This window comes from Luteimonas sp. MC1828 (assembly GCF_016461615.1).
In the GTDB taxonomy this organism is placed as follows: domain Bacteria; phylum Pseudomonadota; class Gammaproteobacteria; order Xanthomonadales; family Xanthomonadaceae; genus Luteimonas.
The window spans coordinates 154,370-180,551 of the sequence record NZ_JAEMNY010000002.1 but is presented as its reverse complement, the minus strand read 5'-3'; the positions used below and the strand labels follow the sequence as shown (position 1 = coordinate 180,551).

Below are 26,182 nucleotides of genomic sequence, written 5' to 3'. Positions count from 1 at the left end.
GACACCACGATGTCGACGACAACCGCAACCACCTTGCCGGACGGCAAGCCGCTGACCGCAGGCCACAAGAAGGTCATCTTCGCGTCCAGCCTGGGCACCGTGTTCGAGTGGTACGACTTCTACCTGTACGGATCGCTCGCGGTGGTGATCGCCGCGCAGTTCTTCAGCGGCGTCAACGAGACCACCGGCTTCATCTTCGCGCTGCTGGCCTTCGCGGCCGGCTTCGCGGTGCGCCCGTTCGGCGCGATCGTGTTTGGCCGCGTCGGCGACATGATCGGGCGCAAGTTCACGTTCCTGGTGACGATCGTGATCATGGGCCTGTCGACGTTCTTCGTCGGCCTGCTGCCAAGCTACGACAGCATCGGCATCGCGGCACCGATCATCCTGATCGCGCTGCGCATGCTGCAGGGACTGGCCCTGGGCGGCGAGTACGGTGGCGCGGCGACCTACGTGGCCGAGCACGCCCCGAACGGCAAGCGCGGCCTGTACACGAGCTTCATCCAGACCACCGCCACGATCGGCCTGTTCCTGTCGTTGATGGTGATCCTGGGCGTGCGCGAGTACTTCGGCGTCGAAGCGTTCAACGACTGGGCCTGGCGCCTGCCGTTCCTGCTGTCGATCGTGCTGCTGGGCATCTCGGTGTGGATCCGCATGCAGCTGTCCGAATCGCCGCTGTTCAAGGAGATGAAGGAGAGCGGCAAGGCGTCCAAGGCGCCGATCACCGAGAGCTTCTTCAGCAAGAACGGCAGGATCGTGCTGCTCGCCCTGCTCGGCGCAACCGCCGGCCAGGCGGTGGTCTGGTACGCCGGCCAGTTCTACGCGATGTACTTCCTCACCCAGTCGCTGAAGGTGGACAGCACCACGACCTGGCTGCTGATCGCAGGTGCGCTCGCCATCGGCACGCCATTCTTCATCTTCTTCGGCTGGCTGTCGGACAAGATCGGCCGCAAGCCGATCATCATGGCCGGCTGCCTGATCGCGGCGCTGACGTACTTCCCGATCTTCAAGGGCATCACCCACTACGCGAACCCGGCCGTCGAGGAAGCCAGCTCGGAGTCACCCGCGGTCGTGATTGCTGATCCCGCCACCTGCAACTTCCAGTTCGACCCGGTCGGCAAGAAGAAATTCACCAGCTCCTGCGACATCGCCACCGCGGCCCTGGCCAAGGCGGGCGTGCCGTACAGCGTGCAGGAAGCCCCGCCGGGCACCGTCGCCCGCGTGATGATCGGTGATACGCCGATCGACGGCTTCGAGGGCACCGGGCTTGCCGGCGATGAGTTCAAGGCCAGCACCGCGACCTTCAACACCGGGCTCACCGGTGCGCTGACCGAAGCCGGTTATCCCGGTGCGGCGGACCCGGCGCGGATCAACAAGCCGATGGTGCTGCTGCTGCTGAGCATCCTGGTGATCTACGTGACCATGGTCTACGGTCCGATCGCGGCATGGCTGGTCGAGCTGTTCCCGACCCAGATCCGCTACACCTCGATGTCGCTGCCGTACCACATCGGCAACGGCTGGTTCGGCGGCTTCCTGCCCACCATCGCCTTCGCACTGGTGGCCGCGACCGGCAACATCTACTACGGCCTCTGGTACCCGATCGTGATCGCGCTGATGACGTTCGTGATCGGCTCGCTGTTCCTGCGTGAGACCTACAAGCTCGACATCACCCGGGAAGACACCTACACCGACCAGCACAAGTAAGCGCAGCACGCTCCGCGACAACGCCGGCCCAGTGCCGGCGTTGTCGTTTCTGATGTGCGGTTGCGGACGCGGGACCTCCGCGGTGCCGCCCTACTGCGGGGGCGCCGCCAGCTCGCGTGCGTCGAGGCTGCCGTTGCGATCGACGTCCTGGCGGTTGAAGGTCAACGCGATGCGTGCGATGTACTCGGTGCGCAGCACCGGCTTGCCCTTTCCGCCAGGCAGCTCGGCCGCCGAAAGCACGCCGTCGCCGTCGCGGTCCATGCCGTCGAAGCCATAGCTCATCCACGCCTGGTACTCGGCAAGCGAAACGCGCCCGTTGGCATCGGTATCCATGCGTGCCAGGTATTCGCTGGTGGCGGTCACCTGCGCCATCGCCGGCGCCGGCGCCCACGCAGCCAGTGCGGCAAGCGCGCAGAGCACGACACCGGCGCCGGATACCAAGGCCCTTGAGGGCTCATGTCCCCCGGCAATGGCCTGCGGCCATCGCCTCCTCCTTGACTTCCCCCTCAAGGGCCTTGGCACCCGGTCCGCCGCACTACGCGGTGGTGCCAGGAGCAAAGCCACAGCCCGCAATCCCGCCCATGGTGTCGGTACTGTCAGCCCGCACAGAGCCCCGAACTGGCCGTGAGGCCTTCGCGGGGAAGTCAAGGAGGAGGTATCCGCCGCCAGGCGGATGCCGGGGGACATGAGCCGCGAAGGCCTCACGGCCACCGCAGGGCCCTCGAGATCAACGCTTGGCAAAGATGCAGCAACCTGCAGCTGAGCCATGAAGAAGCCCGGCCGTCGCCGGCCGGGCTTGTTGCTTGCGCGAACGCGATCGGCCATGGCCGGGGGCGTGCTCAGGCGCGCGTCGGCTGCAGCGCGTAGCCCTTCAGGCGCGCCGAGTACTCCTGCAGCGCGCGGACGCCGCTGGCTTCGGCTTCGCGGCACCACGACTGCAGGCTGGCCAGCGATTCCGCCGCGTCGTGGCCACGCTGCTCGAGGAGAGCGGCGAGGCGCGCTCGGTATTCGACCAGGGTGCTGATGCGCGGACGCTCGGCCACCCAATGGCGCAACTGCTCGCGGGCATCGCTGTCCAGCCAGCGGCCGTCATCGACCAGGCCCTTGCGCAGCTTGCGCGGCAGCAGCGCGCGCAGCCGCGCACCGGCCGCGCGGGCCTCCTCGCGCAGCGCCGGGGCCAGCACGTGGTGCTGGTAGTCGGTCATGGCCTGGAAGCGCAGCGCGAGCAGCGCCTTCAGGGTGTCGGTGTCGGGCACGTTGATGTTGGGGCGCACGTCCAGCGAGGGCGCAACGCGCAACACCTTGGCCAGGCCGACCTTCTCCAGCGACTTGATCGCGATCCAGCCGATATCCACTTCCCAGCGGCGCAGCGCGAACTTGGCCGAGCTCGGGAATGCGTGGTGGTTGTTGTGCAGCTCTTCGCCGCCGATCCACACGCCCCACGGCGAGAGGTTGGTGGCGGTGTCGGTGGTCTCGAAGTTGCGATAGCCCCACCAGTGGCCGAGGCCGTTGACCACGCCGGCCGCCCAGAACGGGATCCACAGCATCTGGATGGCCCAGATGGCGACGCCGGCGGCGCCGAACAGGGTGGCATTGATGGCCAGCAGCAGCACCGGGCCCATGGTGGCGTGCGGGGTGTAGAGCGTGCGCTCGAGCCAGTCGTCCGGCGTGCCGCGGCCGTACTGCTCCATGTCGGCGCGATGCGTACGCGCCTCACGGTAGAGCTCGGCACCCTTCCAGAACACTTCCTTGATGCCCTTGTGCATCGGGCTGTGCGGGTCTTCCTCGGTCTCGCACTTGGCGTGGTGCTTGCGATGGATGGCCACCCACTCCTTGGTGATCATGGACGTGGTGAGCCAGGTCCAGAAACGGAAGAAGTGGTTGACCACGGGATGGAAGTCCACGCCGCGATGGGTCTGGCTGCGATGCAGGAACAGGGTCACCGCGAAGATCGTCAGCTGCGTGCAGACGAGCATGTACAGGGCGAGGCCCCAGAAGCCGGACTGGACAAGTCCGCCGGCGAGGAAGTCGAGCAGGGAAGCAGGCATGGCGTGGATCATCATGGGGGTATACACGGGCCATCATGCGGGGCCGGGAAGGTGATTTCCAGCCCTGCGGCAGCGTATGGGCACGCGTGTTCACGTTTCCCGTCAACAACTTGCGCGCGGTCCTGCACGCCCCCACGCTGCCGACATGCCTGAACTTCCGGAAGTTGAAACCACGCGCCGCGGACTTGCGCCACACCTCGAAGGTCGCCGCGTGCGCGGCGTCACGCTTCGCCGGCCCGATCTGCGCTGGCCGATCCCGCCTGAGGTCGCGGCCGAGCTTCCCGGGCAACGCATCGAATCCGTGCGCCGCCGTGCGAAATACCTGCTGCTCGACACGCAGGCGGGCAGCGCACTGCTGCATCTCGGCATGTCCGGCAGCCTGCGCGTGCTGCCCGCGGACACGCCGCCGCGGCTGCACGACCACGTCGACATCGCGCTCTCCCGCGATGCGGGCCAGCCCGACCGCGTGCTGCGCTTCACCGACCCGCGCCGCTTCGGCTGCCTGCTCTGGCAGCCGGCCGGCGAACTGCATCCGCTGCTGCGCGGGCTGGGCCCGGAGCCGCTGGGCGACGGATTCGACGGCGACTACCTGCATGCACGCAGCCGGGGCCGCAAGGTGGCGCTCAAGGCCTTCCTGATGGACCAGAAGGTGGTGGTGGGCGTGGGCAACATCTACGTGGCCGAGGCGCTGTTTGCCGCCGGCGTGTCGCCGATGCGCGCGGCGGGGCGCGTGTCGCGCGAGCGCTATGCCGCCATCGCCGCCGAGATCCGCGCGGTGCTTGCGCGCGCCATCGCCCGCGGAGGCACCACGCTGCGCGACTTCCTGGCGCCCGACGGCGCCCCCGGCTACTTCGAACAGGAGCTGTCGGCCTACGGGCGCGGTGGCGAGCCCTGCCTGCGCTGCGGCCGGGCGCTGCGGCACGCCATGGTGGGCCAGCGGGCGACCGTCTGGTGCGGCCACTGCCAGCGCTGAGCCGAGGCGCTATGATCGCCGCTCCGAGGGGAGCGCCATGTCCGATACCGCCGATATCACCCTGTGGCTGGATGCCGCCCGCGGCGGGGACCGGAGCGCGCTGGATCGCGTGCTCGCCACCCTCTACCAGGAGCTGCACTCGATGGCGCGGCGCCAGCTCGCCGGCCAGTACGGGCAGACGCTCGACGCAACGGCACTGGTCCATGAGGCCTACCTCAAGCTGATCGGCCGCCGCGAGGCGCAGTTCGACGACCGCGCCCACTTCTTCGCCTATGCCGCCTCGGCCATGCGCAGCGTGGTGGTGGACTACGCGCGCCAGCGCATGGCGCAGAAGCGCGGCGGCGACCTGCACCGCGTCACCGACCTGCCGGAGGATGTCGAAGGCGGGTTGCGCCTCGACGAGGACACGCTGGCCCTGGACAACGCGTTGACGCGCCTGGCTGCCGTGGACAAGCGCCTGGCCCAGGTGGTCGAACTGCGCTACTTCGCCGGGCTGTCGGAAGTGGAGATCGCGGAGCTGCTGGATCGCTCCGAGCGCAGCATCCGCCGCGACTGGCAGAAGGCGAGGATCTACCTGCTGGCGTCGCTGAAGGTGGATTGACCGGCACCGGGGCCGCGCGATGGATGCCGACCGCTGGCAACGCCTGTCGCCGCTGCTCGATGCGCTGATCGAGCTCGAACCCGGCGCGCGCGCGCAGAGCCTGGCATCGCTGCGCGACGACGACCCGCAGCTCGCTGGTGAACTGGAGGAGCTGCTGGCGCTGGAGGAAGGCCAGGAGGATTTCCTCGCCGAACCGGTGGTCTCGCAGCTGCCGCATGCACGCACCGGCGCCATGGTCGGGCCCTACCAGCTGGAGCGGATGATCGGCGAAGGCGGCATGGGCCAGGTGTGGCTGGCCGGCCGCGCCGACGGCCTGTACCAGCGCCGCGTGGCGCTGAAGCTGCTGCGGCCGGGGCTTGGCGATCCGAACCTGCGCCTGCGCTTCACCCGCGAGCGGCAGATCCTGGCGCGGCTGGAGCACGCGCACATCGCGCGCCTGCTGGATGCCGGCATCAGCAGCGACCAGCAGCCCTACCTGGCGCTGGAATACGTCGACGGCGAACCCATCACCGACTGGTGCCGTGCCCGCGCGCCCACCATCCGCCAGCGCATCCACCTGTTCCTGCAGGTCTGCGAAGCGGTCAGCCACGCGCACGCCAACCTGATCGTGCACCGCGACCTGAAGCCGTCGAACATCCTGGTCACGCCGCTCGACGAGGTGCGGCTGCTCGATTTCGGCATCGCCAAGCTGCTCGACACGCCGGATGCCGCGCCCGACAACACGCGCACCGGCCTGCGCGCGTTCACCCTGCACTACGCGGCGCCCGAGCAGATCCGCGGCGAGCCGGTCACCACCATGACCGACGTGTATTCGCTGGGCGTGGTGCTGTACGAGCTGCTGGTCGGCGCCAAGCCCTACCGCCTCAAGCGCCAGAGCGACGCCGAGTGGGAGGAGGCGATCCTGGCGGTGGACCCGGCGCGGCCCTCGGTGGCCCTGCAGCGCCGTGCCGACGACGCCACGCTCACCCCGCCGCAGCTGCGCCGCCAGGCGCGCGAGATCGCCGGCGACCTCGACAACATCGTGCTCAAGGCGCTCGCCAAGCTGCCAGAGCACCGGTATCCCTCGGTCGAGGCGCTCACGCTCGACCTGCGCCGGCACCTCGACGGCCAGGCGGTGCACGCGCGCCCCGCCAGCCTGGCGTACCGGGTCCGCAAGTACGTCAGCCGGCACCGCTGGACGCTGGCCACGGTGGCCGCGATCGGCGTGGTGCTGGTGGCGTCGCTGGGCATCGTCGGCTGGCAGGCGCAGCAGGCGGTGCAGCAGGCCGCGCGCGCGCAGGCGCTGCAGAGCTTCATGGTCGGCCTGTTCGAGAACGCCAGCGCCGCGCCGGATGGCGCGCCGCTGGACATCCGCCGGCTGCTCGAGGACGGCGTCCGCCGTGGCGACCTGGAGCTTGCGCAGCAGCCGGTGGCACGCGCCGAGCTGCTCGGCGTGATCGCGCGCCTGCGCTCGGGGCTGGGCGACTACGCCGAGGCGCTGGCGCTGCAGGAGCGCCAGGCGACGATCATCGATGCCCTCGACAGCCCGCCGGCCAGCCTGCGACTGCAGGCGGTCACCGACATGGGACGGACACGCCGCCTGCTGGGACAGGCCTCCGGATGCGTCAAGGCCATGCACCCCTGGCGCGCCCTGAGCCGGCGCGAACAGGAGCGCTTGCCACTGCAGGCCGCCGACTTCCACGCCCAGCTGGCCCGCTGCCAGCGCGATGCCGGGCAGCTGGACGCGGCGCGCGCCGGGTTCCAGCGTTCGCTCGCCATCCGCCGCAACGCCAACGGCCAGGATGCTGGCGTGGTGGAAGACCTGTCCGACCTGGCCGGGTTGCGCGCCGCCGCGGGCCAGAGTGCGCTGGCGCTGCGCGAGCAGCGCGCGGCGCTGGCCATGCTGCGCGCCCGGGTCGGCGGACGGCATCCGCTGGCGGTGGAGATCCTGCGCCGCACCTGCGCGCTGCAGCGCGAGCTTGGCGACGTGGGCGCGGCCGAGCGCGACTGCCGCGAGGCGCTGGCGCTGGCACTCGAAGTCCATGGTGACCAGCACCGGGCGACCATCGATGTGCGTCGCCAGCTCGCCGCGCTGCTGGTCGACGAAGGGCGCATCAGCGAGGCCGACACCGCCCTGCGCGATGCACAGGCCTGGCTGTTGGCGCGGCTGGGCGCCGACCACAGCGACGTCGCCCGCAACTACAACAGCCTTGCGGTGGTGGCCTGGGAGCGCGGCGACCTCGCTGCCGCGCTGCGCGACCTGCGCCGCGCCAATGCCATCTGGCGCCGCCAGGGCGACAAGAGCCTGTTGGCCGGCGGCCTGTTCAACCAGGCGCAGGTGCTGCACGAGGCAGGCAGCGACGACGAGGCCGCAACCCTGCTGCAGGAGGTGCTGGCGCTGCGCAAGGACGCGTTCGGCGAAGGCCACGGCCAGGTCGGCAGCACCTGGCGGATGATCGGCGAGGTCGCGGCCGCACGCGGATCCGACGACGAGGCGCTGGCCGCCCTGCGCCGCGCGGTGGCGCTGACCAGCAGCTCCTTCGGCGCCGCCCACCCCGCGTCCCGGCGCGCCGAGCTGGCACTGGCCACCTTCGAGGCCGGGCATGGCGTGATCGGCGCCGTGGCGCGGCTCGACCATCTCGGTGCCCTGCCCGAATCCGACATCGAACTGCGCAAGATCGCGTGGCGGGCACGCGCCGCGGCTGCAGCGTTCCGCTGCGGGGGGCCGCGTCGGGCGGAGTCGCTGGCGGCGCTCGTCGCGCTGGGCCGGACCGTGGCCATGGCGCAGCCCGAAGGCGGCGTGGTGGCGCGCGAGATCGAGCGCTGGCGCCAGCACTGCGGCGCCGACGCCGCGGCGCCCTGAGGCCGCGCGGTCAGCCCAGCGGCAGCGACTGCTGCAGCGGCGCGATGCGGCCTTCGCCGCGCGCGATGCGCTTGTATTCGGCGCGGCTCACCGACACGTAGCGCTCGTTGCCGCCGATCTCGACCTGCGGTCCGTCCTGCACGGCGTGGCCCTGTTCGTCGACGCGCACGGTCATGGTGGCCTTGCTGCCGGTGTGGCAGATGGTCTTGATCTCCTGCAGCTCGTCCGCCCAGGCCAGCAGGTACTGGCTGCCCTCGAACAGCTCGCCGCGGAAATCGGTGCGCAGGCCATAGCAGAGCACCGGCACGCGCAGTCCGTCGACGATCTCCGAGAGCTGCCAGACCTGGCTGCGGCTCAGGAACTGCGCCTCGTCGACCAGCAGGCAATCGAGCTTGCCGCTGGCGGCGATGTCCGCGCGCGCCCAGGCCTCGAGGTCGGTGCCGGGGTCGAAACCCACGGCGTCGGCGCTCAGGCCGATGCGCGAAGCCACGCGGCCGCTGCCGGCGCGATCGTCCAGGCGCGGCGCGAGGATCGCCACGCGCATGCCGCGCTCCTGGTAGTTGTGCGCGGACTGCAGCAGGGTCGTGGTCTTTCCGGCGTTCATCGCCGAGTAGTAGAAATAGAGCTTGGCCATGGCGGAATTCTAGCGCCAGGCCCCGGGGCTCCGGACTCGCGGGGTAAACTCGCCAGCCGCCCAGGACCCGCCATGCACGGTCTCAACCCCCAACAATCCGCGGCCGTCGCCCATTGCGAAGGCCCGCTGCTGGTGCTCGCCGGCGCGGGCAGCGGCAAGACGCGGGTGATCGTGGAGAAGATCGCGCACCTGATCGGGTCGGGCCGCTATCCGGCCAAGCGCATCGCCGCGATCACCTTCACCAACAAGGCCGCGAAGGAGATGCGCGAGCGCGTCGGCAAGCGCATCCGCGGCGACGCGGCGGAAGGCCTCACCATCTGCACCTTCCATGCGCTGGGGCTGCGCATGCTGCAGGTGGAGCACGAACGCGCGGGCCTGCGCCGCGGATTTTCGATCTTCGATTCCGACGATTCGCTGGCGCAGTTCAAGGACCTGATGCCCGGCGCCAAGCCCGACGCCATCCAGGCGATGCAGGGCCTGGTGTCGCGCGCCAAGAACGCCTGCCTGACGCCGGAACAGGCGCGCGCCATCGCACGGTCCACGCCCGAGCACGAAGCGGCGATGGTGTACGAGCTGTACCAGGCGCGGCTGGCGGCGTTCAACGCGGTCGATTTCGACGACCTGATCCGCCGCCCGGTGGAGCTGCTCGAGAACGATCCGGAGTGCGCGCTCGGCTGGCGCGAGCGCATCGGCTACCTGCTGGTCGACGAGTGCCAGGACACCAACGACGCCCAGTACCGGCTGCTGAAGGCGCTGGCCGGCGACAAGGGCAACTTCACCTGCGTGGGCGACGACGACCAGTCGATCTACGCCTGGCGCGGCGCCAATCCCGAAAACCTCTCGCAGCTCGGCGTCGACTACCCGGCCCTGCGGGTGGTGAAGCTGGAGCAGAACTACCGCTGCTCGAACCGCGTGCTGCGCGCGGCCAACGCGCTGATCGCCAACAATCCGCACGAACATCCCAAGACGCTGTGGAGCGCGCAGGCCGACGGCGAGCGGATCCGCATCTGGGAGTGCCGCGACGCCAGCCACGAGGCCGAGCGCGTGGCCGGCGAGATCCAGTTCCTGAACACCGCGCGCAACGCCGAATGGAGCGAGTTCTGCATCCTGTTCCGCGGCAACCACCAGTCGCGGCTGCTCGAGAAGGCGCTGCAGATGCTGCGCGTGCCCTACCACCTCTCCGGCGGCACCGCGTTCCTCGACCGTGGCGAGGTCAAGGACGCGCTGGCCTGGCTGCGCCTGCTGGCCAACCCGGACGACGACTCCGCGTTCCTGCGCGCCGTGCAGTCCCCGGGCCGCGGCGTGGGCGCGACCTCGCTGGCCAAGCTGGCCGGCCTCGCGCAGCACGCCGGCCAGCCGATGTCGCGGGCGATCGAATCGATCGGCCTGCTGAAGCAGCTGCACCCGCGTGCCGGTGCAGCGCTGTCCGGCTTCGCCGACCTGATCCGCGGGCTGCGCAGCGATGCCGCGCGGCTCACGCCGTCCGAACTGGTGCGCACGCTCAACGAGCGTTCCGGGCTCCTGGCCGCGCTGCGCGCGGAGTGCAAATCGGACGAGATGTTCCGCATCCGCCGCGGCAACCTGGATGAACTCGCCGACTGGTTCGATGGTGCCCGGGGCGGCGCCGGCCCGGGCGAGCTGGCCGCCTCGCTGGCACTGCTCAGCCACGCCGACAAGGGCGATCCCGGCAACCAGGTGCGGCTGATGAGCCTGCACGCGGCCAAAGGCCTCGAGTTCCGCTACGTGTTCATCGTCGGCGTGGACGACTACACGCTGCCGCACGAGGCCAGCATCGAGGAAGGGCGCATCGACGAGGAGCGGCGCCTGCTGTACGTGGGCATCACCCGCGCCAAGGAACAGCTTTGGCTGTCGCACTCGCGCGAGGCGCAGCGCTGGGGCGAGCGCTTGCGGCTGAAGCCGAGCCGCTTCATCGACGAACTCCCGGCCGCCGAACTGCAGCGCGACGGCGCCGACCCGGTGGCCGACGCGGCGCGCAAGAAGGAGCGCGCCGAGGTGGGATTCGCCGCCATCCGAGCGATGCTCGACGGCTGAACTGCCGGGCGCGCCGCAATCCTGCAGTTGCGGACGTCGGCTAGACTCCGCGGCTGTCCAGAAAGCAGGTCCTGCCATGCGACGCACGCTGCCCACGCTCACCCTTCTCGCCGCCGCTCTGGCGCTGGGCGCCTGCGCCACCACGGCACCTGCCCCGGCTGGCGGCACGCCCGTTGCCGGCACGCCCGTCGCCGACCAGGCCGCGGTGCCGGCCGATGACAACCTCAACGCCGTGCTCTGGGTGCAGCGCTCCGTGGAATACCGGGCGCTCTCGGAAACCGTGTACCGCGCCGCGACCGAGCGCCTGGACGCCGCGCTGGCCGCCAAGGACTGGGATGCCCTGGTACCCGGCGAGCGTGACAGCGCGACCGCCATCGCCCGGCTGCCCCCCGCGGTGGTCATGGACATCGACGAGACCGTGCTCGACAACTCGCCCTACCAGGCGCGCCTGGTCCAGGACGGCCTGGAATACGACGACGCCACCTGGGCCGAATGGGTTGCCGAGGAGAAGGCACGGCCGGTCCCGGGCGTGCTGGAGTTCGCGCGGGCAGCCGAAGCGAAGGGCGTGACCATCATCTATCTCTCCAACCGCGACAAGGCCCTGCACGCGGCGACCCTCGCCAACCTGCGCGCGGTGGGACTTCCGGTGAAGGACGACAGCGTGTTCCTCGGGCTGGGTACCGTGGTCGAAGGCTGCGAACAGAAGGGCTCCGGCAAGACCTGCCGTCGCCAGCTGGCCGGGCGCGGGTACCGCGTGCTGATGCAGTTCGGCGACCAGCTTGGCGATTTCGTCGAAGCACCCGCCAACACGCCGCAGGCGCATGCCGCGCTGCACGCCGAATACCGCGCCTGGTTCGGCGATCGCTGGTGGGTCCTGCCGAATCCCACCTACGGTGCCTGGGAACCGGCGCTGTTCAACAACGCCTGGAGCGCGCCGCGTGCGGTGCGCCGCGCAGCGAAGCACGAGGCACTGGTCACGGACCGATAATGAAATCAATTTGTTGCATGACCTAATTTCAAGCATTGCATCAAGTTGTGGCAGCGGGTAACCTGCTGCGGCCACAACACAGTCCTCCGGTTTCGGCCGGCTTTACGGGAGACCCCAGGGTCTCCCGTTTTTTATGGGACACGACCTAGGGTTTGCCCCGGGGTGCGCCTGCTCCGCGCGGCGCCTAGCCTCGGGGTCTGTCCACGCCCGCCGCGGCGGCGACATGGCCTACGCCGGAGGCGCGCGATGTCCATCATCGACAATGTGCACGCAAACGCGCAGGCGCTCCTCAACAGGGGACCGCAGGGCCCGCGCGGACCGCACCATGGCGGCGGCCCGCCGCAGCACAGCAACGCGCATGAAGGCGCGAACGGCCGCGGCTTCGGCGGCCCGAGGGGGCCTGAGCTGCCGGCGGGCGTGCCCCGCGCAAGCCCGCCGTCACTCGGTGGCACATCCAATGCGCCCTCGATGCCCACGGTGCCGGGCATGCCCGCGCTGCCCACGCCGGGCGCCGACCGGCCGCAGGTGGGCCAGACGCCCCATGGCGCCGACCGACCGGGGCATGACCAGCTTTCGCCCGGCCCCCCCAGCCACGCGGGCCCCGGCGGTACGCAAGGGGTGACCAACCCCCTGTCCGGTGTGCAAGGCCTGGTGACCACCGTCCTGCCACGCGCGATGCCCGCCACGGCGTCGCCTGCTGCGCCGGCCGCGCTCCCCCACGCCATGCCATCCCAGGCCGCGGCTGGCATGCACGCCACGGCCCCTGCGGGACAGGCCGCGGCAGCCGCGCTGCAGCCCGGCCAGGTCGGCGGCGCCACGCGTGGCGAGCTTGCACAGCCGAACACGCCTGTGCGGAGCGATGTCGTTCCGGCGGGCGCTGCACGTCCGGATGCGCCCGCAGCGGCGCCGCGATCCGATGCCGCGTTCATGGACCGCATGGCCGTACTGCAGCGCGCCGCCCTCGCGCCATCGGCCTTGCCTGCCAATGCCGCCGCCAACACCGCGGCGCCGACGGCCCTTGCCGCTGCCGCCGCGGGGGCGACCATGGCCACCAGCGCCACGCCGCAGGCGTTGCCGGTGAACCAGGCCGCCGATGCCCGGAACGCTGCGGGGCTGACCGTGGCCGACCGCGGCCAAGCCATCCGCAGCGACGCCATGACCGGGACGTACACCGGCGAAGGCCCGCTGCGTCGCCGCCTGCGCCGAGGCGCCTCCGCGCTCCCGGGCAGCCTGTCCACGCTGCTGGCGGCGATGGGTGCCCAAGGCCGCACATCGGGCGCGGGCCAGGATGCGCGTGCGATGGAACGTGAGCTCCAGGCAGCCGCGATGCAGTGGCTGTTCTGGCTGCTGGCGATCATCGCCTACGGCTGCGTCGCCTTCGCGGTCATCGGACTCATGCCGCCCGGGGCGGGCACCGTCGTCTCCGCGGGAGCCGGGCGGGGCTGGGCGGGCGGGTTCGCGATCGCCGGCCTGCTCGCGGCTTCAGGCGCGTGGTGGTTTGCGCGCCGTCTGGCGCCTGGCCGCGGCAAGGCACCGCCCGCTACGCCACGCGGCGACTGACCGGCCGCGTCGTCAACGGGCCAGCAGGCCCCGAGTGGTGCACACCGTGCGCCGCGACCGCGCTCAATCCAGGCAGTGCGGGACCTGGGTCATCACCATGCCGCCGCCGGGCGCGGCGACGTTGCGCGTCTTCCAGACACGGCGCTTGCACGCGCCCTTGCCTTCGTCCCGCCGGCCCTCGGGAACCGCGACCGCGCGCCCGCTGGCGACGGGCCGCGAGGCGGCAGCCTGTGCGAGCCGGTACTCGAACACGATCCGCTCACCCGGCGGCGCGAGCTGGCGGGTTTCGACCGTGAGATGCATGCGGCCGGCGTCGACCTGGCCGGCGAAGCTGATCCGGTGCCCCTTTTCGATGCCGCCGCCGCTGATGCGGCCATCGCCATCGACCGTCAGGTCGAGCGGCCCGCCGCGGCCTTGCCACACGTCGCCCCTGGCGCGACCGTTCACGACAAAGCCCGAGTCACCCTGGCGGCGGATATTGGCCTTGACCTCGAGCCGTTCCCCCTTGGCAGTGGGAACGAATACCGCGCTGGCGCTACCGGATTCCGGCGCGGGCGCATGGGCGGTGCCTGGTGCATGGATCCGGGCGCTGACGGTACCGGTGTAGGCACCGTGGAGCTTTACCGGCTCCCGTTCGGCCGAGTTGCCGCAGCCGGCGACGCAGGCCAGGGCCAGGGCGAATGCGGTGCGCATCAACATGTCCATTCGACTCTCCGCGAAAAGACGAACGCCCCCGGCAATGCCGGGGGCGTGCGCTCAGCCTGCGAAGCCTTACTGCTTGCGGGCGAGATCCTTGTTGCCTTCACCGATGGTCTTCACGATGGTGGAGAGCATCTGCAGCATCTGGCCGAGCTGCTGGCCGAGCACCTGCAGCTGGGCATTGAGCTCGGTCAGGCCGTCGCCGCTTTCCGCGTCCACGGCCTTCGGGTCGTCCGCCTGCTTGGCCTGCAGGGTGTCGATCTTCTCGGCCAGGGTGAGCATGCGCTCGCCCATCGAGTCCGCGATCTTGCCGATGGTCAGGGCGATGGCGAGCAGCCATCCGCCACCGTTGCTGCCGCCGGCGCGGGCGCTCTGTGCCTCCGAGGCGCGATCGTTCTGGGCAGTGGCGTTGAAAGAAAAGTTGAAATTGCCTTCGATGCTCATGGTGTTCTCCGTGGATTGATCGGGTGGAAGGTCAAGCCGGCCGAGGGGCCGTCACGCCTTCCGCCTACGGAGGACCACGGAGCCGCCGCGATCGCGAATTCACGACATCGCCGCGGAGGATGGGCGACACGGTCGCGAGCGGCGGAGCGGACGCGGGGGCGGACTCACCGTCCTCGGCCCGGCTCTTTGCGGTCTCGGTGCGGAACCAGGCCAGCGCCTTCTCTTCACCCTCGGTGCTCAGCCGGCGGCTGAACTCGAGCGCGAGGCGCGTGTCGCGACGCTGCAGCGGCTGCAACGCCTGGTTGACCTGGCGGATGAGCTCGTCGACTTCGTCGGTGGCGACCGCCCCGCTGGCCTGGAGCGCCTGGAGCGCATCCATCCACATGGCCCGGTCCGGAATCTCGACCGCCGTGTCGCTGCCGTGCTTCATGTCACGCATGGCCTGCGTGAACTGGTCGCGCAGCATGGTGCGGGTGGCGAGATCCATCGACGGATCGTTTTCCAGCTCGTGCAGCGCCTCCTCGAACTGGCGCAGCAGCTCCTCCATCCCCGGGTCCAGCGCGGCCGCCGGTGCGGGCGACGATTCCAGCGCGACGCCGGCGACAAACGCCGCTGGCTGCTGGAAGGTCGGACGCTGGGGCGGACGTTGGGCCATCGGGTCGTCTCGGAGTGAGTGGGTGACGGTGCTGCTTGTGGTGTCGGGATCGAGTGTAGGTACTTCCAACAGCGCAACAATCTGGGGCCAACCCTAAGGGGGTGGGACGCTCCCGCGCGCCGCTCAGCCGGTAACGACGCGCAACTGGTCGGTGATCACGCGGGTGGCTTCACCGTGCCGGCGACCCAGGTCCTGTGCCGCTTCGCGCAGCCAGGCGTTGGCAGGGTCGAGCCCGTCCTCGCGGACGCGCCGGTTGTATTCCGGCTCGAGCCGCGCCTTTTCCTCGTTCACGTCGCGCAGCATCTCGTCGTAGTGCCGCAGGAGGCGCTCTTCCTCCGCGGTATCGACGATGCCCTGCTGGCGAAGATCGCCGAGACGTTCGACGAGTTCCTCGCGCGTCCTGGGTGCGCCGTCGTCCTGCATCGCTCAGCCGCCGCCCGCGCCGAAGCCGAAGTCGAAGCCGCCCGAATAGGCGTTGCCGAACATCGAGCCGAAGTCGAGGCCACCGCCTTCACCGCCGCCACTCTCGCCACCGATCATGCCGCCGAGCCAGGAGCCGAGCTGCTGGCCGATGGCCGCGCCTGCGGGACCACCAAAGAACGTGCCGACGAGACCGCCGACGAGGGAACCGATTTGACTGCCCATGTCATGTCCTCACTAGGTTGGGAAATGCCCGGCAAACGCCCTTCCGGACAGCTGGCAGATTTCCGCATCACCCGGCGCGCGCCAAGCTAGTGCGCACCCCACCTAGGGCGCGCCCTTGCAGCGCTCACGCTCCCGCAGGCGCGGGGCATACTCGGTGCATGTCGACCAACGACCATCCGGGCGAGCCATTCCTGCAGACGCGGCGGATGGCGCTGCGCGGGCTGCGCCATGGCGACGTGTTCGACCTGCAGCGCCTTGGCCGCGACGCGCGGGTCACGCACGCATTGCTCGATGCGCCGGTGGACGACATCGCCAGCGCCTGCGCCCTGGTCGACACCGCCAACCGCATCTACCGCGAGCGCCCGGGGCTCGGCATCTGGCGTGCCGACGACGCACGCGGCTTCCTTGGCTTCTTCTCGCTGATGGCGGAGCTCGCACCGGGCGAAGTCGAGATCGGCACCCGGCTGCTGCCGCGTGCCTGGGGACGCGGCTACGCGCTGGAAGGCGGCGCCGCGCTGTGCGAACACGCGTTCGCCACGCTTGGCCTGCCGGCGCTCGTCGGCCTCTGCGATCCCGCCAACCGCTCGGTGCCACCGCTGCTGATGCGCCTGGGTTTCATGCCGGCCGGCGAAGTGGAGCAGCGCGGGCGACGGGCACTGCGGCTGCGCCTGGCGCGCGAGGACTGGCGCGGCGTGCGCCGACGCATCGAGGTGGCCTGAGCGCGTGCGGCGCGCGTGTGCGGCGGCATCCGCACGCCGTGATCAGGGCGTATGCAACCGCCGCAGCTCGCCGTCACTGAACTCCCAGCGCTGCGGCGCCTGGCCGGCATGCACTCCGCTCGCAGGTGCACCGGGCAGCGTGACCAGCAGCGCCGCGCCGCGCGCTTCCAGCTCCGGGTCGGCACCGCCGCAGTAGTCGATCGCCGTGGAGCGCACAGGCGCGCCGCCCCGCCGCAGCCCCAGGATCCACAGCGGTCCACCGCTGCAGGCGTTGCCGTACATGTGCTGCTGGAACACCAGCACCTCGTCGAATGGCGCCAGGGCGCCGAAGCGGGCGAGCAGGCGTGGCAACGGGAAGTCGGCGAATGCCCCGCCGGCGCCTGTGCGCAGCAGTTCGCGACCATCGAGCCGCACCACGTGCGCATCGCCTGGCGTTGTGCCTTCGACCGGCGCGATTTCGAGCCGCCCCGCCACCGTCTGCACGTCCATCGGGCCACCTCCTGTCGGCGCGGCAAAGCGCGCGGCCGCGAGCGTCGGACCGCCGCCGGCATTCGCCCCGGTCCGGGGCTGCTCCGGAAACACATACGCCCCGCCCTGGTAGGTGGCCCGCACGTCGCCGCCGTCGCGGTGGAGCACCACGTCGCGGAAGCCGTTGGCGCGCGTCGCCTGCAGTTCGAGTACGCGTGCCCGGCCCGCGGCCAGCAGCAGCCGGCGCTGCGAGCCGTCGTCGGCGTAAAGCCACCAGTCCGCGGCACCGTCGGTCGCCAGACAGCGATGGCGGCCCTGGACCACCCAGTCATCGCGGCCGTCGTCATCGAGATCGACGCGCCGCGCGATGACCCAATCGGGCGCGAACCTCGACGCGCCCTGGTAGGTGCCCTCCTGGCAATCGAGGACGCGCGCGTCGCTCGAAAGTGCCCGCACGATGTCTGCAGGAAGGACGGCGCCGGCGTGCGTATCGGTGGCCTCGAAGCGCGCCGGCACGTTCGCATTCGCGGGATTCGCCGGCGCGATGCGAGCTGCCGGGGGGGGCGGGCTGTCAGTCGCTGCGCGGTCGCAGCCGGCCGAAAGCGCCATCGCGCACGCCACGACAAGCGCGGCGGCCTGCAGACGCCGGCGCGGCGGACATGTGCGCAACCCGATCATGTCACCAGCATCGCACGTGGTCGCGGTGCTGCGCGGCGCCGCCCGCCGCTACTGGCGACGACCGTCGAAGCGCCCGTCGAGGAGGTCGTTGACCCAGCGGTCGATCGTCGCGCTGGACGCTTCGATGTGCACGTGCGGGCCGGTCGAGTTGCCGGTGGCCCCCTGGTTGCCGAGGTCCTGCCCGTAAGCGACCTGTTGCCCGGCGCGCACGTCGACGCTCGACATGTGGAAGATGTAGACCAGCTGCCCCTCGTCGCCGCGCACCACCACGGCATTGCCGGCGTTGCCCATCGGGCCGGCCGACACCACGGTGCCGGCGATCGGCGACGGGATGGCCTGCTGCGTCTGCGACTGGCCGTTGCGGTGCAGCACCAGGTCGCGCACTTCCAGCGTCTGGCCGCCGCGCTGCGCGGTCTGGTAGTCGTGGTGCGGCTGCATCTGGCCGGGACCCTGTACCGCGATCGCCGGCGCGTTTCCGGTGCTGTACACGGTGTAGGGCGCGTAGGTCGGCACGTTGCCGGCAGGCGGCGCCTGCGGGGTCGGGGCGTCCGCGCCACCGCCCGGGGCCGACGCTCCGCCGCCGGGGATGCGCACAAGCTGCCCGGGATGGATCAGGTCGGGGTTGCGGATCTGCGGGTTGGCGGCGAGCACCGCGTCCAGCGACACGCCGTTGCGCGCGGCGATCCCGGACAGCGTGTCGCCGCTGCGCACGGTGACCTCACTGCCGCTTCCCCCGCCGCCCGGCAGGTGCACGGTCTGGCCGGGATAGATCAGTCCGGGGTTGCGAATTTGCGGGTTGGCGGCGATCACGGCATCCAGCGATACACCGTTGCGCGCTGCGATCCCCGACAGGGTGTCGCCGCTGCGCACCGTGACACTCCCGCCCGGACCAGACGGCGAAGGCGCCGGTGCGGGCGCCTCGCCGCCGGGTGCGGGGGCTGGGCCGGTGTCGCGCGGCGGAGGCGTGTCGCCGTCGATGCGTGCGCGCACGAACGAGGTCGCCTCGCCGGCGGTGATGCGGCCGTCGCGATTGGTGTCCAGCGGGGAGTTCATGCGGTAGGCCGCGGTGCCCTCGCTGAAGAGCGTCGCGCCGGGATCCGGACGCGGGCTGCCGTACAGCACCGTGGTGTAGACCCCCTCGAGGGTGTTGAGCTCACCGGGGTCGGAGCGGTTGTTGAAGTAGCGCTCCACGTACTGCAGCTGCTCGGTGGCGCTCATCCGCGCCAGCGCGTCGGTGGATGTGCCCAGTTCGCGCGCGGTGTTGGGCATGAACTGGATCAGGCCGGTGGCACCGCTGCCCGCGCCGTTGCGCACGCCCGGGCTGAAGCTGCCCCCGGTCTCGAAGCTCATCACCGCCATCAGGTATTCCGGCTGCGTGCCAAGGCGCTGCGCCATCGCCTCGACCTGGCCGATGAACTCCGGCGTGACGTGGCGGTTGCCTTCGACGCCGCTGATGCGGTTGTAGTCGAAGCCGCCGGGGCTGGTGCGATCGCCGACGACGTTCTGGGTGTTCGCGGATACCGGGCCGACCATGCGGGTGCTCCTGTCTTCCGGGGCGCGTTGCCGCGCATGCGGTGATTACAGGCGCCGGCGGTCGTGCATGCCAGCTAGGTCGGACCCTATGACCGGCCGCACGCGGCATCTGCTGCGTGACAGGCCACACGGATCAGCCCTGGTAGTGCGACTCCACGTGCAGCGTGCCCAGGTTGCGTTCGGCAAAGCGCCGCGCGAGCTCGGGGCCGGCCTCGCGGATCGCGTCGTAACTGGCGCGCGAGCGCACGTCGGCGCGCAGCACCCAGCCATCGTTGACGCGGGTCAGCAGCAGGTCGGTGCCGGGCAGCGTGGCGTCGGACATGCGCAGCAGGACCTGGCCATCGCCCGCCGCGTCGCGCGTGCCGTCGCCGATCGCAAGCTGGCGCACGTGGCGCTCGATCATGTCCATCACCGCGTTGCTGGCGCCCACCGGCGCCGGCATCGCCTGCGGCGCGTCACCGCGCAGCGCATTCTGCGCCTGCCACAGCAACGCGGGGTCGAGGATGGTGGTGTCGGCCTGGTCGCCGCGGCCGGTGTCCTGGCGCTGCTCGTGGCCATGGCCTTCGCGACCGCCGATGCGCAGGCCTTCGTCGACGCGTGCACCTTCTTCGGCGGATTCCGCGGTGGCGGTCGCCTCGGACTGCCCGCCCTTGCCGTTGTCGCGCACCTGGTCGAGGGCGTGGCGGAAGCGCTCGATGTGCTCCGGCTGCGCCGGCGGGCGCACGTCGCGGGTGGCCTCGCTGCCTTCGCGGCTGCGTGCGGCATCCGAAGCCGAGGTCGAGCTGCTGCGTTCAATCGTCATGCCGTTCTCCTGTTCGCCTCAGGCGCCCGCCAGATGGCGTGCCTGCAGCAGGTCCTCGGTGGCGCTCTCTTCCTGGCGCGACTCGAACGCGGATTGTTCGCCGCGCCATACATCGCGACGCTTCTCCAGCGCGTCCACCCGTGCCTTGGCGCGGAAGAACGCGGTGCGCGCGTCGGCCAGCGCGACTTCGGCCGCGCGCAGGATGTCCTGGGCCTTGAACAGGCGCTGGCGCGCGGCTTCGGCCTGCTCGCCGAGCAGGTCGATGTGCGCCTCGCGCTGCGCGAGTGCCGCGGGCCACGGCACCCCGGCCGGCGGCGCGTCGAGCATCCGCCCGCGCTGCTGGCGCTGCTCGAAGTCGAGCGCGATAATCTCGCCCTCCACGCTCAGGCAGGCGTCGCGACAGGCCTGCGCCTCGCGCTGGCGCTCCAGCACCAGCTGGCGCGCGGCCTCGGTGCGGTGTTCGCGCAGGCGGATCAGCGTCTGCAGCGGATAACGCTTCATGCGAACAGCTTCCGCAACGCATCCGCGGACTGCGCGAACGGCACCAGCTCGGTGGACGACTGCTGCAGCAGCTTGCGGATCGCGCCGATCTTCTCGATGGCGGCGTCGGCATCGGGGTCGGTGCCGCGCTTGTATTCGCCCAGCTGGATCAGCAGCTCGATGTCCTGGTACTTCGCCAGCAGCTTGCGCAGCTGGCCGGCCGCGCGCTGGTGCGCGCCGTCGACCACGCGCGGCATGGTGCGGCTGAGGCTGGTGAGCACGTCGATCGCCGGGTAGTGGTAGGCGGCGGCGAGCTTGCGCGACAGCACGATGTGGCCGTCGAGGATCGAGCGCACCTCTTCGACGATCGGGTCGCCGCCGTCCTCGTCCTCCGCCAGCACGGTGTAGAACGCGGTGATCGAGCCGATGTGGTTGTTGCCGGCGCGCTCGAACAGCCGCGGCAGCGCGCTGAACACCGACGGTGGAAACCCGCGCCGCGCCGGCGGCTCGCCCACCGCCAGGCCGACGTCGCGCAGCGCGCGCGCGAAGCGGGTGACCGAATCGACGAGCAGCAGCACGCGCTTGCCCTGGTCGCGGAAGTGCTCGGCGATCGCGGTGCCCACCCAGGCCGCGCGGCTGCGCTCCAGCGCCGGCCGGTCGGAGGTGGCGACCACGACCACCGACTTCGCCAGGCCTTCGGGGCCGAGGTTGTCGTGGATGAACTCGTTGACCTCGCGGCCGCGCTCGCCGACCAGCACGATGATGTTGACGTCGGCATCGCCGCCGCGCGCCAGCATGCCGAGCAGCGTGCTCTTGCCGCCGCCGGCGACCGCGAAGATGCCGATGCGCTGGCCCTCGCCCGCGGTCATCGTGGTGTCGATGGCGCGCACGCCGGTGGAGAACGGGCGTTCGATCAAATTGCGCGCCAGCGGATTGGGCGAGGCGGCGTAGATCGGCACGTCGTGGCTGGCCCCGGTGGGGCCGAGGTCGTCGATGGCCTCGCCGTGGGCGTCGAGGATGCGGCCCAGCAGGCCGTCGCCGACCAGCACCGAAGCCTGGCGGCCGCTGGCATAGACCTCGGTGGTCGCGGACACGCCGTCGAGCGCGCCGAGCGGGGTGAGCAGGGTGTGCGACTTGGACACGCCGACGACTTCGGCCGCGAGGCGAAACGATGGATCGCCGTCGCCGCGCGCATTGCGCAGTTCGCACAGCTCGCCGATGGCGGCCTTGAGCCCGGTGGCGCGGATGAGCGTGCCATAGGCCTCGGCGACGCGGCCGACGCGTTCGATCGACTGCACCTGCGCCAGGGCATGCAGCAAGGGATCATGTTCGCCGTTTGCCGCCAGGCCAGCCAGCGACTTTGCGGACCTGGCGGAATTCATGGCGCCGACCTCGCCGTGTGCGCGGCGCTGCCGGCGAGCGCGGCGCGGATCGCCTCGATCTGCTGCGCCACGCCGGCGCGGACCTCGCCGGCCTCGGACACCACCACGCAGCTGGTCGGCTCGAGGCTTGGATCGTCAACGAGTTCGATCACGCCGACCGCCGGGTGCGCCTGGCGCACCGCGCCCAGCCCGGCCGCGACGTCTTCGCGCACCGAAGGATGCACGCGGATCAGCAGGAACTGCTCGGCCTGCGCGGCTTCCACCGCCTGCAGCACGAGCGGCGGCACGACGCTGCGGGCGTCAAAGCCCGGCGCGATGCGGTCGACGATCGCGCAGGCGAGCTCGGAAATGCGCCCCGAGGCCTCGCCGAGCACGCGGGCGCGGCGCTCGTTGAGCGCGGCGAGCTGTTCGGTCATCTGTGATTCGGCCGCGGCAACGCCTGCCGCGTAGCCGGCGGCGTGACCCTGCTCACGGGCGGCCTCGATCTCGGCGCCGGCTTCGTCGTAAAGCGCGTTCACGCGTGCCAGCAGGGTGTCGAGCTCCTCCAGCCGCGCCCAGGCCTGGGCGGGCACCACGGTGGCACCCAGCGAACGCTCGAACTGGCGGCGTTCGAACACCCCCACGCCGGCGCCGGCACGCGCCCGTGGCGCAGCGTGTGCGGTCGTGGCATGGGCCGTGTTCGTGGCGGTGGCTGAAGCGTCTGCGCTCATCCGGGATCCTGTGGGCCGCGGTCAGGCGGCACGTGTGTCGTGGTGCGTGTAGACACGCAGCACCGGCTTTTCAGGCAAGTGCGCCGCGGGCGCCGGGCCGGGGGGATGCAGCAGCAGGCACCAGTCGGCGAGCGCGGGATCGCGGCGCCGCGCCCAGGCGACCAGTTCGGCGCGGCCCTGGGCGTCGAACAGCGCATGCATCGGTTGCGGATCGTCCGCGGCGGTGGACTTGGCCAGGGCGCGCGCAAAGCCGGCTGCAAGCACCGCCTGCTGCGCACGTTCGATGTGTCCGTCCCACACGGTGCGGTCCAGCGCGAGCAGGTAGCCGTTGCCGAGCGCCGCCTTCAGCCGCCGCACCGGGTCGCGACCGGTTTCCGCGCGGATTGCCGGTGCGTGCGCCAGCACACCGATGTCGCGGACCAGCGCGGCCAGGCGCTGGCGCGGCCAGCGCGTGCGGGTCGTGTCCGGATGGCGCCCGGGATCCGGCGCGAACAGCGCCGCAGCCTGTCCCTGCGCCAGCCAGGCGGCCAGCATGCGGCGCCCCAGCGCACTGTCGCGCGCGTGCGCGGCAAGCTCCACATCAAGCACCGCGTCGCCGTCGGTGAGCCAGCCCGGCTCGATGTCCGCCAGCAGCGCACTGGAGGCCATGCCTCAGCCGTTCCAGACCTGGTCGGACGGCTTGGTGGGCTGCGTCGAGGCGCGGAGCCGCCCCCAGAACGCGACCAGCAGACCGAGCAGCACCACCACGGCGGCGGCGATGCCCAGCGTCAGCGGGTTGATCCCCGAGAGCGCGACCGCACCCTGGGCGGGACGCGCGGGCAGCGGCGGCGCGGACGCGAACTTCACCGTGACCTTGTTGATGTCGGTCAGGCCGGGTACCGCGTCCTTGATCAGCAGCTTGATGTCGGCTTCGCGGTCGCGGACGCTGGCGCCCGCCTGCTCGAAGATCGCCACCGACGCCGACGAATCCAGGCTGGACCCGCCCAGCGGATCGCGTTCGGCCAGGGTGACGTGCACGCGCGCGTCGACCACGCCCGGGAAGCGCGTCAGCGTGTCCGACAGTTCCTGTTGCAGGCTGCAGACCTCGCGTCCGCGTTCCTCGGTGGACGACGAGGCAAACCCTTCCTTCTTGAACACGTCGCAGGTGGTCGCGAACTGCGCGCGCGGCAGCCCGTGCGCGCCGAGGATCTGCATCGCATACGGGAAGTCCGACGCGGCGACGCGCACCTCCCACCCGGTCTTCGACGGCGACGGATTCTTGTCGGCATCGATGCCCGCGCCGATCAGCACGCCCATGATCTGGTTGGCCTGGCCCTCGTCGAGCTGGCTGTACAGCGGCTTGCCGCCACAGGCGGCGAGCAGCACGCCTGCCGCGATTGCGAACAGGGCCGCGCGCAGCGCGCGCGGCCGGTCGTGGAACTTCATGCCATGCCCCCTGGGTCAGCCCTGCTGCCGGAACAGCTGCTGGATGCCGTCCGAGGTGCGGTTGGCGACGTTCGACGTCATCTCCGCCTGGAACAGGAACTGATGGCACTTCATGGTCATTTCCATCATCTGCCCGGGCGTGAGCTCGGCGATGTTGCCGCTCATGGTCTGCGAGAGCGCGTTGATGTTGGCGGCGCCGGTGTTGAGGTTGTCGATGGCGGCGATCAGCGCGCGCGTGCCTTCGGACGCCTGTGTCGGCGGCAGTTCCACCGGCGTTGCCTGCTGCTGCGGCTGCACGCCGCCGGTGCGCTCGAGCGACGCGGCGAAATCGCGCACGTCGTAGGGCGTGGCCGTGGCCTGGCCACCGCCCGCGGACGCGCCGGCATTGCCGGCCGCCTGCATCGGGTCCATGGCCGCCACCTGGATGGCTTCGATCATTTCCGTCTCCTGTTGGGCTGCACTCCCGGGAACCGGCCGCGGTGGCGGAGCCACCGGCGGCGCGAGCCCGGATGCCACGGTTACTGGCGTTTGCCCAGCGTTTCCAGCGCCTGGCCGACGCTGTTCTGCGAGGTCGCGGCGTTGTTGGACATGAACTGCATCTTCAGGCTGGCCGCGGTCAGCTGCACCATCGAGGACGGCTGGTCATCGCCACCGCTGATGTTGGCCGACATGTCGGTGATCACGGATGCCTGCGAGTCCAGGGTCTGGCCCCAGGCACGCGACATCGCCTCGTACCAGCTGCCGCGATCGCCTGCCGAAGCTCCACCACGGATGCCGCCTGCGCCGCCGGTGACGGCCGCGCCTGCGATGAACTGCCCGATTCCTGCATTTCCGGTGACGTTGGTCATGGTTCTCTCTCCTCTCTCTTGATCTGTGCTGCGTTGGATTGCGGATGGATCGGGCCGGCCTTCCCAGGGGCCGTCCCGTGATTCACATGCGGAGTGGCGTTACCTCGCCGCGCACGTTCGAGAAATCCTGCGGCTCGGCCGCGTCGTCTTCCGGCCGCGGCGCCGCCTCGACCGCGAGCTTTTCCAGCCCGCCGTCGGCGCGCAGCGCATGCGCGCTGTTTTCGGTGATCGACACCAGCGTGCCGATGCCGGGCAGTTCCGCGCCGACCGGATACTTGTCGCCCTTGCCGGACAGCACGTGCGGATCGGCACCGCGGACGATGGCGGCGACGCGGATGCGCACCGGCTTCGCCGCCGCGGCCGGCGCGCGCGCGGTCGCGCTGCTTTCGGCCATGTTCACCGGGATCACGCGGGTGACGCCCTTGACCTCGCGCATGGCGCGCGAGAACGACGCGGCACGCAGCGCGGCCTCGTCCTCGAAGCGGCCGCTCACTTCGACATCGCCGTTGCCCAGGTAGCGCGTGCGCGCGGTGATGCCCTGGCCGCGGAGGATTTCGCTGACGTCGCCGGCGATGTCGTCGCCGGTGCGCAGCTCGAGCTTGGCATCGATGTTGTCGTCGGCGATGCGCCGCGCGATGCGCTCGCGCGTGGCGGCGTCGGGCACGGTGCCTGTGAGCACCAGCCCGCCCTGGAAGTCGACGTTGGCGCGGCCGTCGTCGATGCCGTACTCGGGCACCAGGCGCTGCAGCTGCTCGCGAGGATCCGGTGCCGCCGGCTTGGATGGCATGACGGCGGCGAAGATGGCCAGCGAAACCAGCGACAGCACGGCCACCGCGGCGACGGCGGGCAGGCGCCGCAGGTACGGGGTGACCGCCGGCGTGGGCGCCACGCGCGGACCCGGGCCGCCGGGCACCAGCAGCTCCCAGGCGGGATCGTCTTCCGCGCCGAATGCGATCGCCGCGTCGCCCAGGCCGACGCGCTGCACGCGGTCGAGTTCGACCGGATCACCCGGGTGGACCATGGTGGTGCCGACGTGCAGCGGCGCGTCCAGCGCGCGCAGCGAGAACACGCCATCGACCAGGCTGAGCAACGCGTGGTGGCTGGCGACACCGGCATCGGCAAGCACCATGTCGCAATCGTCGCCACTGCCGACGAGGATCATCTCGCGCAGCCCGAGTGGACGCACCGCGCCTGCATGCAGGCCCGAGACCACGCGCAGCACGTTGCCCGCTGGGCTTGTCTCCGACTGGTTGTCCCTTGCCACGCTCATGGATCCTCCCTTTGCCCCATCCTGC

27 protein-coding genes are annotated in these 26,182 nt (G+C 71.0%); 8 read left to right on the top strand and 19 right to left on the bottom strand.

Annotated features, from left to right (window positions below):
* The first annotated feature begins 9 nt into the window (after positions 1-9).
* Entirely contained in the window at positions 10-1,701 is a 1,692-nt protein-coding gene (locus tag JHB91_RS10675) for an MFS transporter (RefSeq protein ID WP_199472848.1), read from the top strand.
* 90 nt (positions 1,702-1,791) lie between these two features.
* Here the strand turns inward: JHB91_RS10675 and JHB91_RS10670 are convergent, their stop codons facing one another.
* The gene (locus JHB91_RS10670) at positions 1,792-2,073 is read right to left on the bottom strand and encodes a hypothetical protein (RefSeq protein ID WP_199472847.1); all 282 of its coding nucleotides are present in this window, start codon (positions 2,071-2,073) and stop codon (positions 1,792-1,794) included.
* 467 nt (positions 2,074-2,540) lie between these two features.
* Positions 2,541-3,749: a fatty acid desaturase gene (locus tag JHB91_RS10665; protein WP_199373960.1), complete on the bottom strand. Its 1,209-nt coding sequence runs from the start codon at positions 3,747-3,749 to the stop codon at positions 2,541-2,543.
* Positions 3,750-3,894: 145 nt separating this feature from the next.
* Between JHB91_RS10665 and mutM the strand changes: the two genes are divergently transcribed.
* Genes mutM through JHB91_RS10650 form a run of 3 tightly spaced genes read left to right on the top strand, consistent with a single transcriptional unit; the run spans position 3,895 to position 8,165 of the window.
* A complete protein-coding gene (mutM, locus tag JHB91_RS10660) occupies positions 3,895-4,722 on the top strand; it encodes a bifunctional DNA-formamidopyrimidine glycosylase/DNA-(apurinic or apyrimidinic site) lyase (RefSeq protein WP_199472846.1) in 828 nt (275 codons plus the stop codon).
* A 37-nt stretch (positions 4,723-4,759) separates the two neighbouring features.
* Positions 4,760-5,323 carry an ECF-type sigma factor gene (locus JHB91_RS10655; RefSeq protein ID WP_199373964.1) on the top strand — a complete coding sequence of 188 codons (564 nt, stop codon included), beginning with the start codon at positions 4,760-4,762 and terminating at the stop codon, positions 5,321-5,323.
* A gap of 19 nt (positions 5,324-5,342) precedes the next feature.
* Positions 5,343-8,165 (top strand): serine/threonine-protein kinase, encoded by a 2,823-nt coding sequence (locus tag JHB91_RS10650; RefSeq protein WP_199472845.1) that lies wholly within the window; start codon positions 5,343-5,345, stop codon positions 8,163-8,165.
* Between the two features lie 10 nt (positions 8,166-8,175).
* On the opposite strand, the gene JHB91_RS10645 is transcribed toward JHB91_RS10650, so the two are convergent.
* A complete protein-coding gene (locus JHB91_RS10645) occupies positions 8,176-8,799 on the bottom strand; it encodes a thymidine kinase (RefSeq protein WP_199373968.1) in 624 nt (207 codons plus the stop codon).
* Between the two features lie 72 nt (positions 8,800-8,871).
* Between JHB91_RS10645 and JHB91_RS10640 the strand changes: the two genes are divergently transcribed.
* The 3 genes from JHB91_RS10640 (at position 8,872) to JHB91_RS10630 (ending at position 13,399) form a co-directional block, all read left to right on the top strand.
* Complete coding sequence (locus tag JHB91_RS10640) at positions 8,872-10,851, top strand: UvrD-helicase domain-containing protein (RefSeq protein WP_199373970.1); 1,980 nt, start codon at positions 8,872-8,874, stop codon at positions 10,849-10,851.
* Between the two features lie 76 nt (positions 10,852-10,927).
* On the top strand, positions 10,928-11,839 hold the full coding sequence (locus JHB91_RS10635; RefSeq protein WP_199373972.1) for a 5'-nucleotidase, lipoprotein e(P4) family: 912 nt from the start codon (positions 10,928-10,930) through the stop codon (positions 11,837-11,839).
* Between the two features lie 747 nt (positions 11,840-12,586).
* Positions 12,587-13,399, top strand: coding sequence for a hypothetical protein (locus tag JHB91_RS10630; protein WP_199472844.1), 813 nt, complete (start codon positions 12,587-12,589; stop codon positions 13,397-13,399).
* A 63-nt stretch (positions 13,400-13,462) separates the two neighbouring features.
* Here the strand turns inward: JHB91_RS10630 and JHB91_RS10625 are convergent, their stop codons facing one another.
* From JHB91_RS10625 to JHB91_RS10605, 5 genes are all read right to left on the bottom strand, one after another.
* Entirely contained in the window at positions 13,463-14,104 is a 642-nt protein-coding gene (locus JHB91_RS10625) for a hypothetical protein (RefSeq protein WP_199472843.1), read from the bottom strand.
* Between the two features lie 66 nt (positions 14,105-14,170).
* On the bottom strand, positions 14,171-14,542 hold the full coding sequence (locus JHB91_RS10620; RefSeq protein WP_199373977.1) for a hypothetical protein: 372 nt from the start codon (positions 14,540-14,542) through the stop codon (positions 14,171-14,173).
* 64 nt (positions 14,543-14,606) lie between these two features.
* Complete coding sequence (locus JHB91_RS10615) at positions 14,607-15,197, bottom strand: hypothetical protein (RefSeq protein WP_199373979.1); 591 nt, start codon at positions 15,195-15,197, stop codon at positions 14,607-14,609.
* Between the two features lie 123 nt (positions 15,198-15,320).
* Positions 15,321-15,620 carry a hypothetical protein gene (locus tag JHB91_RS10610; RefSeq protein ID WP_199472842.1) on the bottom strand — a complete coding sequence of 100 codons (300 nt, stop codon included), beginning with the start codon at positions 15,618-15,620 and terminating at the stop codon, positions 15,321-15,323.
* 3 nt (positions 15,621-15,623) lie between these two features.
* Positions 15,624-15,842, bottom strand: coding sequence for a hypothetical protein (locus JHB91_RS10605; RefSeq protein WP_199373983.1), 219 nt, complete (start codon positions 15,840-15,842; stop codon positions 15,624-15,626).
* Positions 15,843-16,000: 158 nt separating this feature from the next.
* Between JHB91_RS10605 and JHB91_RS10600 the strand changes: the two genes are divergently transcribed.
* Entirely contained in the window at positions 16,001-16,561 is a 561-nt protein-coding gene (locus JHB91_RS10600) for a GNAT family N-acetyltransferase (RefSeq protein WP_199373985.1), read from the top strand.
* Positions 16,562-16,603: 42 nt separating this feature from the next.
* Here JHB91_RS10600 and JHB91_RS10595 read toward each other — a convergent pair whose 3' ends face one another.
* The 11 genes from JHB91_RS10595 to JHB91_RS10545 all read right to left on the bottom strand — a co-directional run bounded on the left by JHB91_RS10595 (position 16,604) and on the right by JHB91_RS10545 (position 26,157).
* Positions 16,604-17,545, bottom strand: a complete 942-nt coding sequence (locus tag JHB91_RS10595; RefSeq protein WP_199373987.1) for a hypothetical protein — start codon at positions 17,543-17,545, stop codon at positions 16,604-16,606.
* A 210-nt stretch (positions 17,546-17,755) separates the two neighbouring features.
* The gene (locus JHB91_RS10590) at positions 17,756-19,240 is read right to left on the bottom strand and encodes a M23 family metallopeptidase (protein ID WP_199472841.1); all 1,485 of its coding nucleotides are present in this window, start codon (positions 19,238-19,240) and stop codon (positions 17,756-17,758) included.
* A gap of 133 nt (positions 19,241-19,373) precedes the next feature.
* The gene (locus JHB91_RS10585; RefSeq protein WP_199472840.1) at positions 19,374-20,042 is read right to left on the bottom strand and encodes a hypothetical protein; all 669 of its coding nucleotides are present in this window, start codon (positions 20,040-20,042) and stop codon (positions 19,374-19,376) included.
* Positions 20,043-20,060: 18 nt separating this feature from the next.
* Complete coding sequence (locus JHB91_RS10580; protein ID WP_199373993.1) at positions 20,061-20,543, bottom strand: hypothetical protein; 483 nt, start codon at positions 20,541-20,543, stop codon at positions 20,061-20,063.
* The gene (locus tag JHB91_RS10575; protein WP_199472839.1) at positions 20,540-21,904 is read right to left on the bottom strand and encodes a FliI/YscN family ATPase; all 1,365 of its coding nucleotides are present in this window, start codon (positions 21,902-21,904) and stop codon (positions 20,540-20,542) included. The genes JHB91_RS10580 and JHB91_RS10575 overlap by 4 nt, the downstream gene beginning before the upstream one ends.
* Complete coding sequence (locus JHB91_RS10570) at positions 21,901-22,614, bottom strand: FliH/SctL family protein (RefSeq protein WP_199472838.1); 714 nt, start codon at positions 22,612-22,614, stop codon at positions 21,901-21,903. Before JHB91_RS10570 ends, JHB91_RS10575 begins: the two co-directional genes overlap by 4 nt.
* Positions 22,615-22,635: 21 nt before the next feature.
* Positions 22,636-23,262, bottom strand: coding sequence for a hypothetical protein (locus tag JHB91_RS10565; RefSeq protein WP_199472837.1), 627 nt, complete (start codon positions 23,260-23,262; stop codon positions 22,636-22,638).
* Between the two features lie 3 nt (positions 23,263-23,265).
* Positions 23,266-24,039 (bottom strand): hypothetical protein, encoded by a 774-nt coding sequence (locus JHB91_RS10560; protein WP_199374000.1) that lies wholly within the window; start codon positions 24,037-24,039, stop codon positions 23,266-23,268.
* 15 nt (positions 24,040-24,054) lie between these two features.
* Positions 24,055-24,477, bottom strand: a complete 423-nt coding sequence (locus JHB91_RS10555; protein ID WP_199374002.1) for a hypothetical protein — start codon at positions 24,475-24,477, stop codon at positions 24,055-24,057.
* Positions 24,478-24,557: 80 nt separating this feature from the next.
* On the bottom strand, positions 24,558-24,887 hold the full coding sequence (locus JHB91_RS10550) for a hypothetical protein (protein WP_199374003.1): 330 nt from the start codon (positions 24,885-24,887) through the stop codon (positions 24,558-24,560).
* An 82-nt stretch (positions 24,888-24,969) separates the two neighbouring features.
* Positions 24,970-26,157 (bottom strand): FHA domain-containing protein, encoded by a 1,188-nt coding sequence (locus JHB91_RS10545; RefSeq protein WP_199472836.1) that lies wholly within the window; start codon positions 26,155-26,157, stop codon positions 24,970-24,972.
* Positions 26,158-26,182: the final 25 nt, after the last annotated feature.

What these genes read in the sequence shown, in the direction of transcription:
- JHB91_RS10665 (WP_199373960.1), bottom strand. Translation starts at nt 3,749, where the DNA reads ATGCCTGCTTCCCTGCTCGACTTCCTCGCCGGCGGACTTGTCCAGTCC.
- JHB91_RS10555 (WP_199374002.1), bottom strand. Translation starts at nt 24,477, where the DNA reads ATGATCGAAGCCATCCAGGTGGCGGCCATGGACCCGATGCAGGCGGCC.
- JHB91_RS10580 (WP_199373993.1), bottom strand. Translation starts at nt 20,543, where the DNA reads ATGAAGCGTTATCCGCTGCAGACGCTGATCCGCCTGCGCGAACACCGC.
- JHB91_RS10600 (WP_199373985.1), top strand. Translation starts at nt 16,001, where the DNA reads ATGTCGACCAACGACCATCCGGGCGAGCCATTCCTGCAGACGCGGCGG.
- JHB91_RS10655 (WP_199373964.1), top strand. Translation starts at nt 4,760, where the DNA reads ATGTCCGATACCGCCGATATCACCCTGTGGCTGGATGCCGCCCGCGGC.
- JHB91_RS10560 (WP_199374000.1), bottom strand. Translation starts at nt 24,039, where the DNA reads ATGAAGTTCCACGACCGGCCGCGCGCGCTGCGCGCGGCCCTGTTCGCA.
- JHB91_RS10570 (WP_199472838.1), bottom strand. Translation starts at nt 22,614, where the DNA reads ATGAGCGCAGACGCTTCAGCCACCGCCACGAACACGGCCCATGCCACG.
- mutM (WP_199472846.1), top strand. Translation starts at nt 3,895, where the DNA reads ATGCCTGAACTTCCGGAAGTTGAAACCACGCGCCGCGGACTTGCGCCA.
- JHB91_RS10640 (WP_199373970.1), top strand. Translation starts at nt 8,872, where the DNA reads ATGCACGGTCTCAACCCCCAACAATCCGCGGCCGTCGCCCATTGCGAA.
- JHB91_RS10625 (WP_199472843.1), bottom strand. Translation starts at nt 14,104, where the DNA reads ATGGACATGTTGATGCGCACCGCATTCGCCCTGGCCCTGGCCTGCGTC.
- JHB91_RS10590 (WP_199472841.1), bottom strand. Translation starts at nt 19,240, where the DNA reads ATGGTCGGCCCGGTATCCGCGAACACCCAGAACGTCGTCGGCGATCGC.
- JHB91_RS10650 (WP_199472845.1), top strand. Translation starts at nt 5,343, where the DNA reads ATGGATGCCGACCGCTGGCAACGCCTGTCGCCGCTGCTCGATGCGCTG.
- JHB91_RS10615 (WP_199373979.1), bottom strand. Translation starts at nt 15,197, where the DNA reads ATGGCCCAACGTCCGCCCCAGCGTCCGACCTTCCAGCAGCCAGCGGCG.
- JHB91_RS10605 (WP_199373983.1), bottom strand. Translation starts at nt 15,842, where the DNA reads ATGGGCAGTCAAATCGGTTCCCTCGTCGGCGGTCTCGTCGGCACGTTC.
- JHB91_RS10575 (WP_199472839.1), bottom strand. Translation starts at nt 21,904, where the DNA reads ATGAATTCCGCCAGGTCCGCAAAGTCGCTGGCTGGCCTGGCGGCAAAC.
- JHB91_RS10545 (WP_199472836.1), bottom strand. Translation starts at nt 26,157, where the DNA reads ATGAGCGTGGCAAGGGACAACCAGTCGGAGACAAGCCCAGCGGGCAAC.
- JHB91_RS10675 (WP_199472848.1), top strand. Translation starts at nt 10, where the DNA reads ATGTCGACGACAACCGCAACCACCTTGCCGGACGGCAAGCCGCTGACC.
- JHB91_RS10670 (WP_199472847.1), bottom strand. Translation starts at nt 2,073, where the DNA reads ATGGCGCAGGTGACCGCCACCAGCGAATACCTGGCACGCATGGATACC.
- JHB91_RS10645 (WP_199373968.1), bottom strand. Translation starts at nt 8,799, where the DNA reads ATGGCCAAGCTCTATTTCTACTACTCGGCGATGAACGCCGGAAAGACC.
- JHB91_RS10635 (WP_199373972.1), top strand. Translation starts at nt 10,928, where the DNA reads ATGCGACGCACGCTGCCCACGCTCACCCTTCTCGCCGCCGCTCTGGCG.
- JHB91_RS10565 (WP_199472837.1), bottom strand. Translation starts at nt 23,262, where the DNA reads ATGGCCTCCAGTGCGCTGCTGGCGGACATCGAGCCGGGCTGGCTCACC.
- JHB91_RS10585 (WP_199472840.1), bottom strand. Translation starts at nt 20,042, where the DNA reads ATGACGATTGAACGCAGCAGCTCGACCTCGGCTTCGGATGCCGCACGC.
- JHB91_RS10620 (WP_199373977.1), bottom strand. Translation starts at nt 14,542, where the DNA reads ATGAGCATCGAAGGCAATTTCAACTTTTCTTTCAACGCCACTGCCCAG.
- JHB91_RS10550 (WP_199374003.1), bottom strand. Translation starts at nt 24,887, where the DNA reads ATGACCAACGTCACCGGAAATGCAGGAATCGGGCAGTTCATCGCAGGC.
- JHB91_RS10630 (WP_199472844.1), top strand. Translation starts at nt 12,587, where the DNA reads ATGCACGCCACGGCCCCTGCGGGACAGGCCGCGGCAGCCGCGCTGCAG.
- JHB91_RS10610 (WP_199472842.1), bottom strand. Translation starts at nt 15,620, where the DNA reads ATGCAGGACGACGGCGCACCCAGGACGCGCGAGGAACTCGTCGAACGT.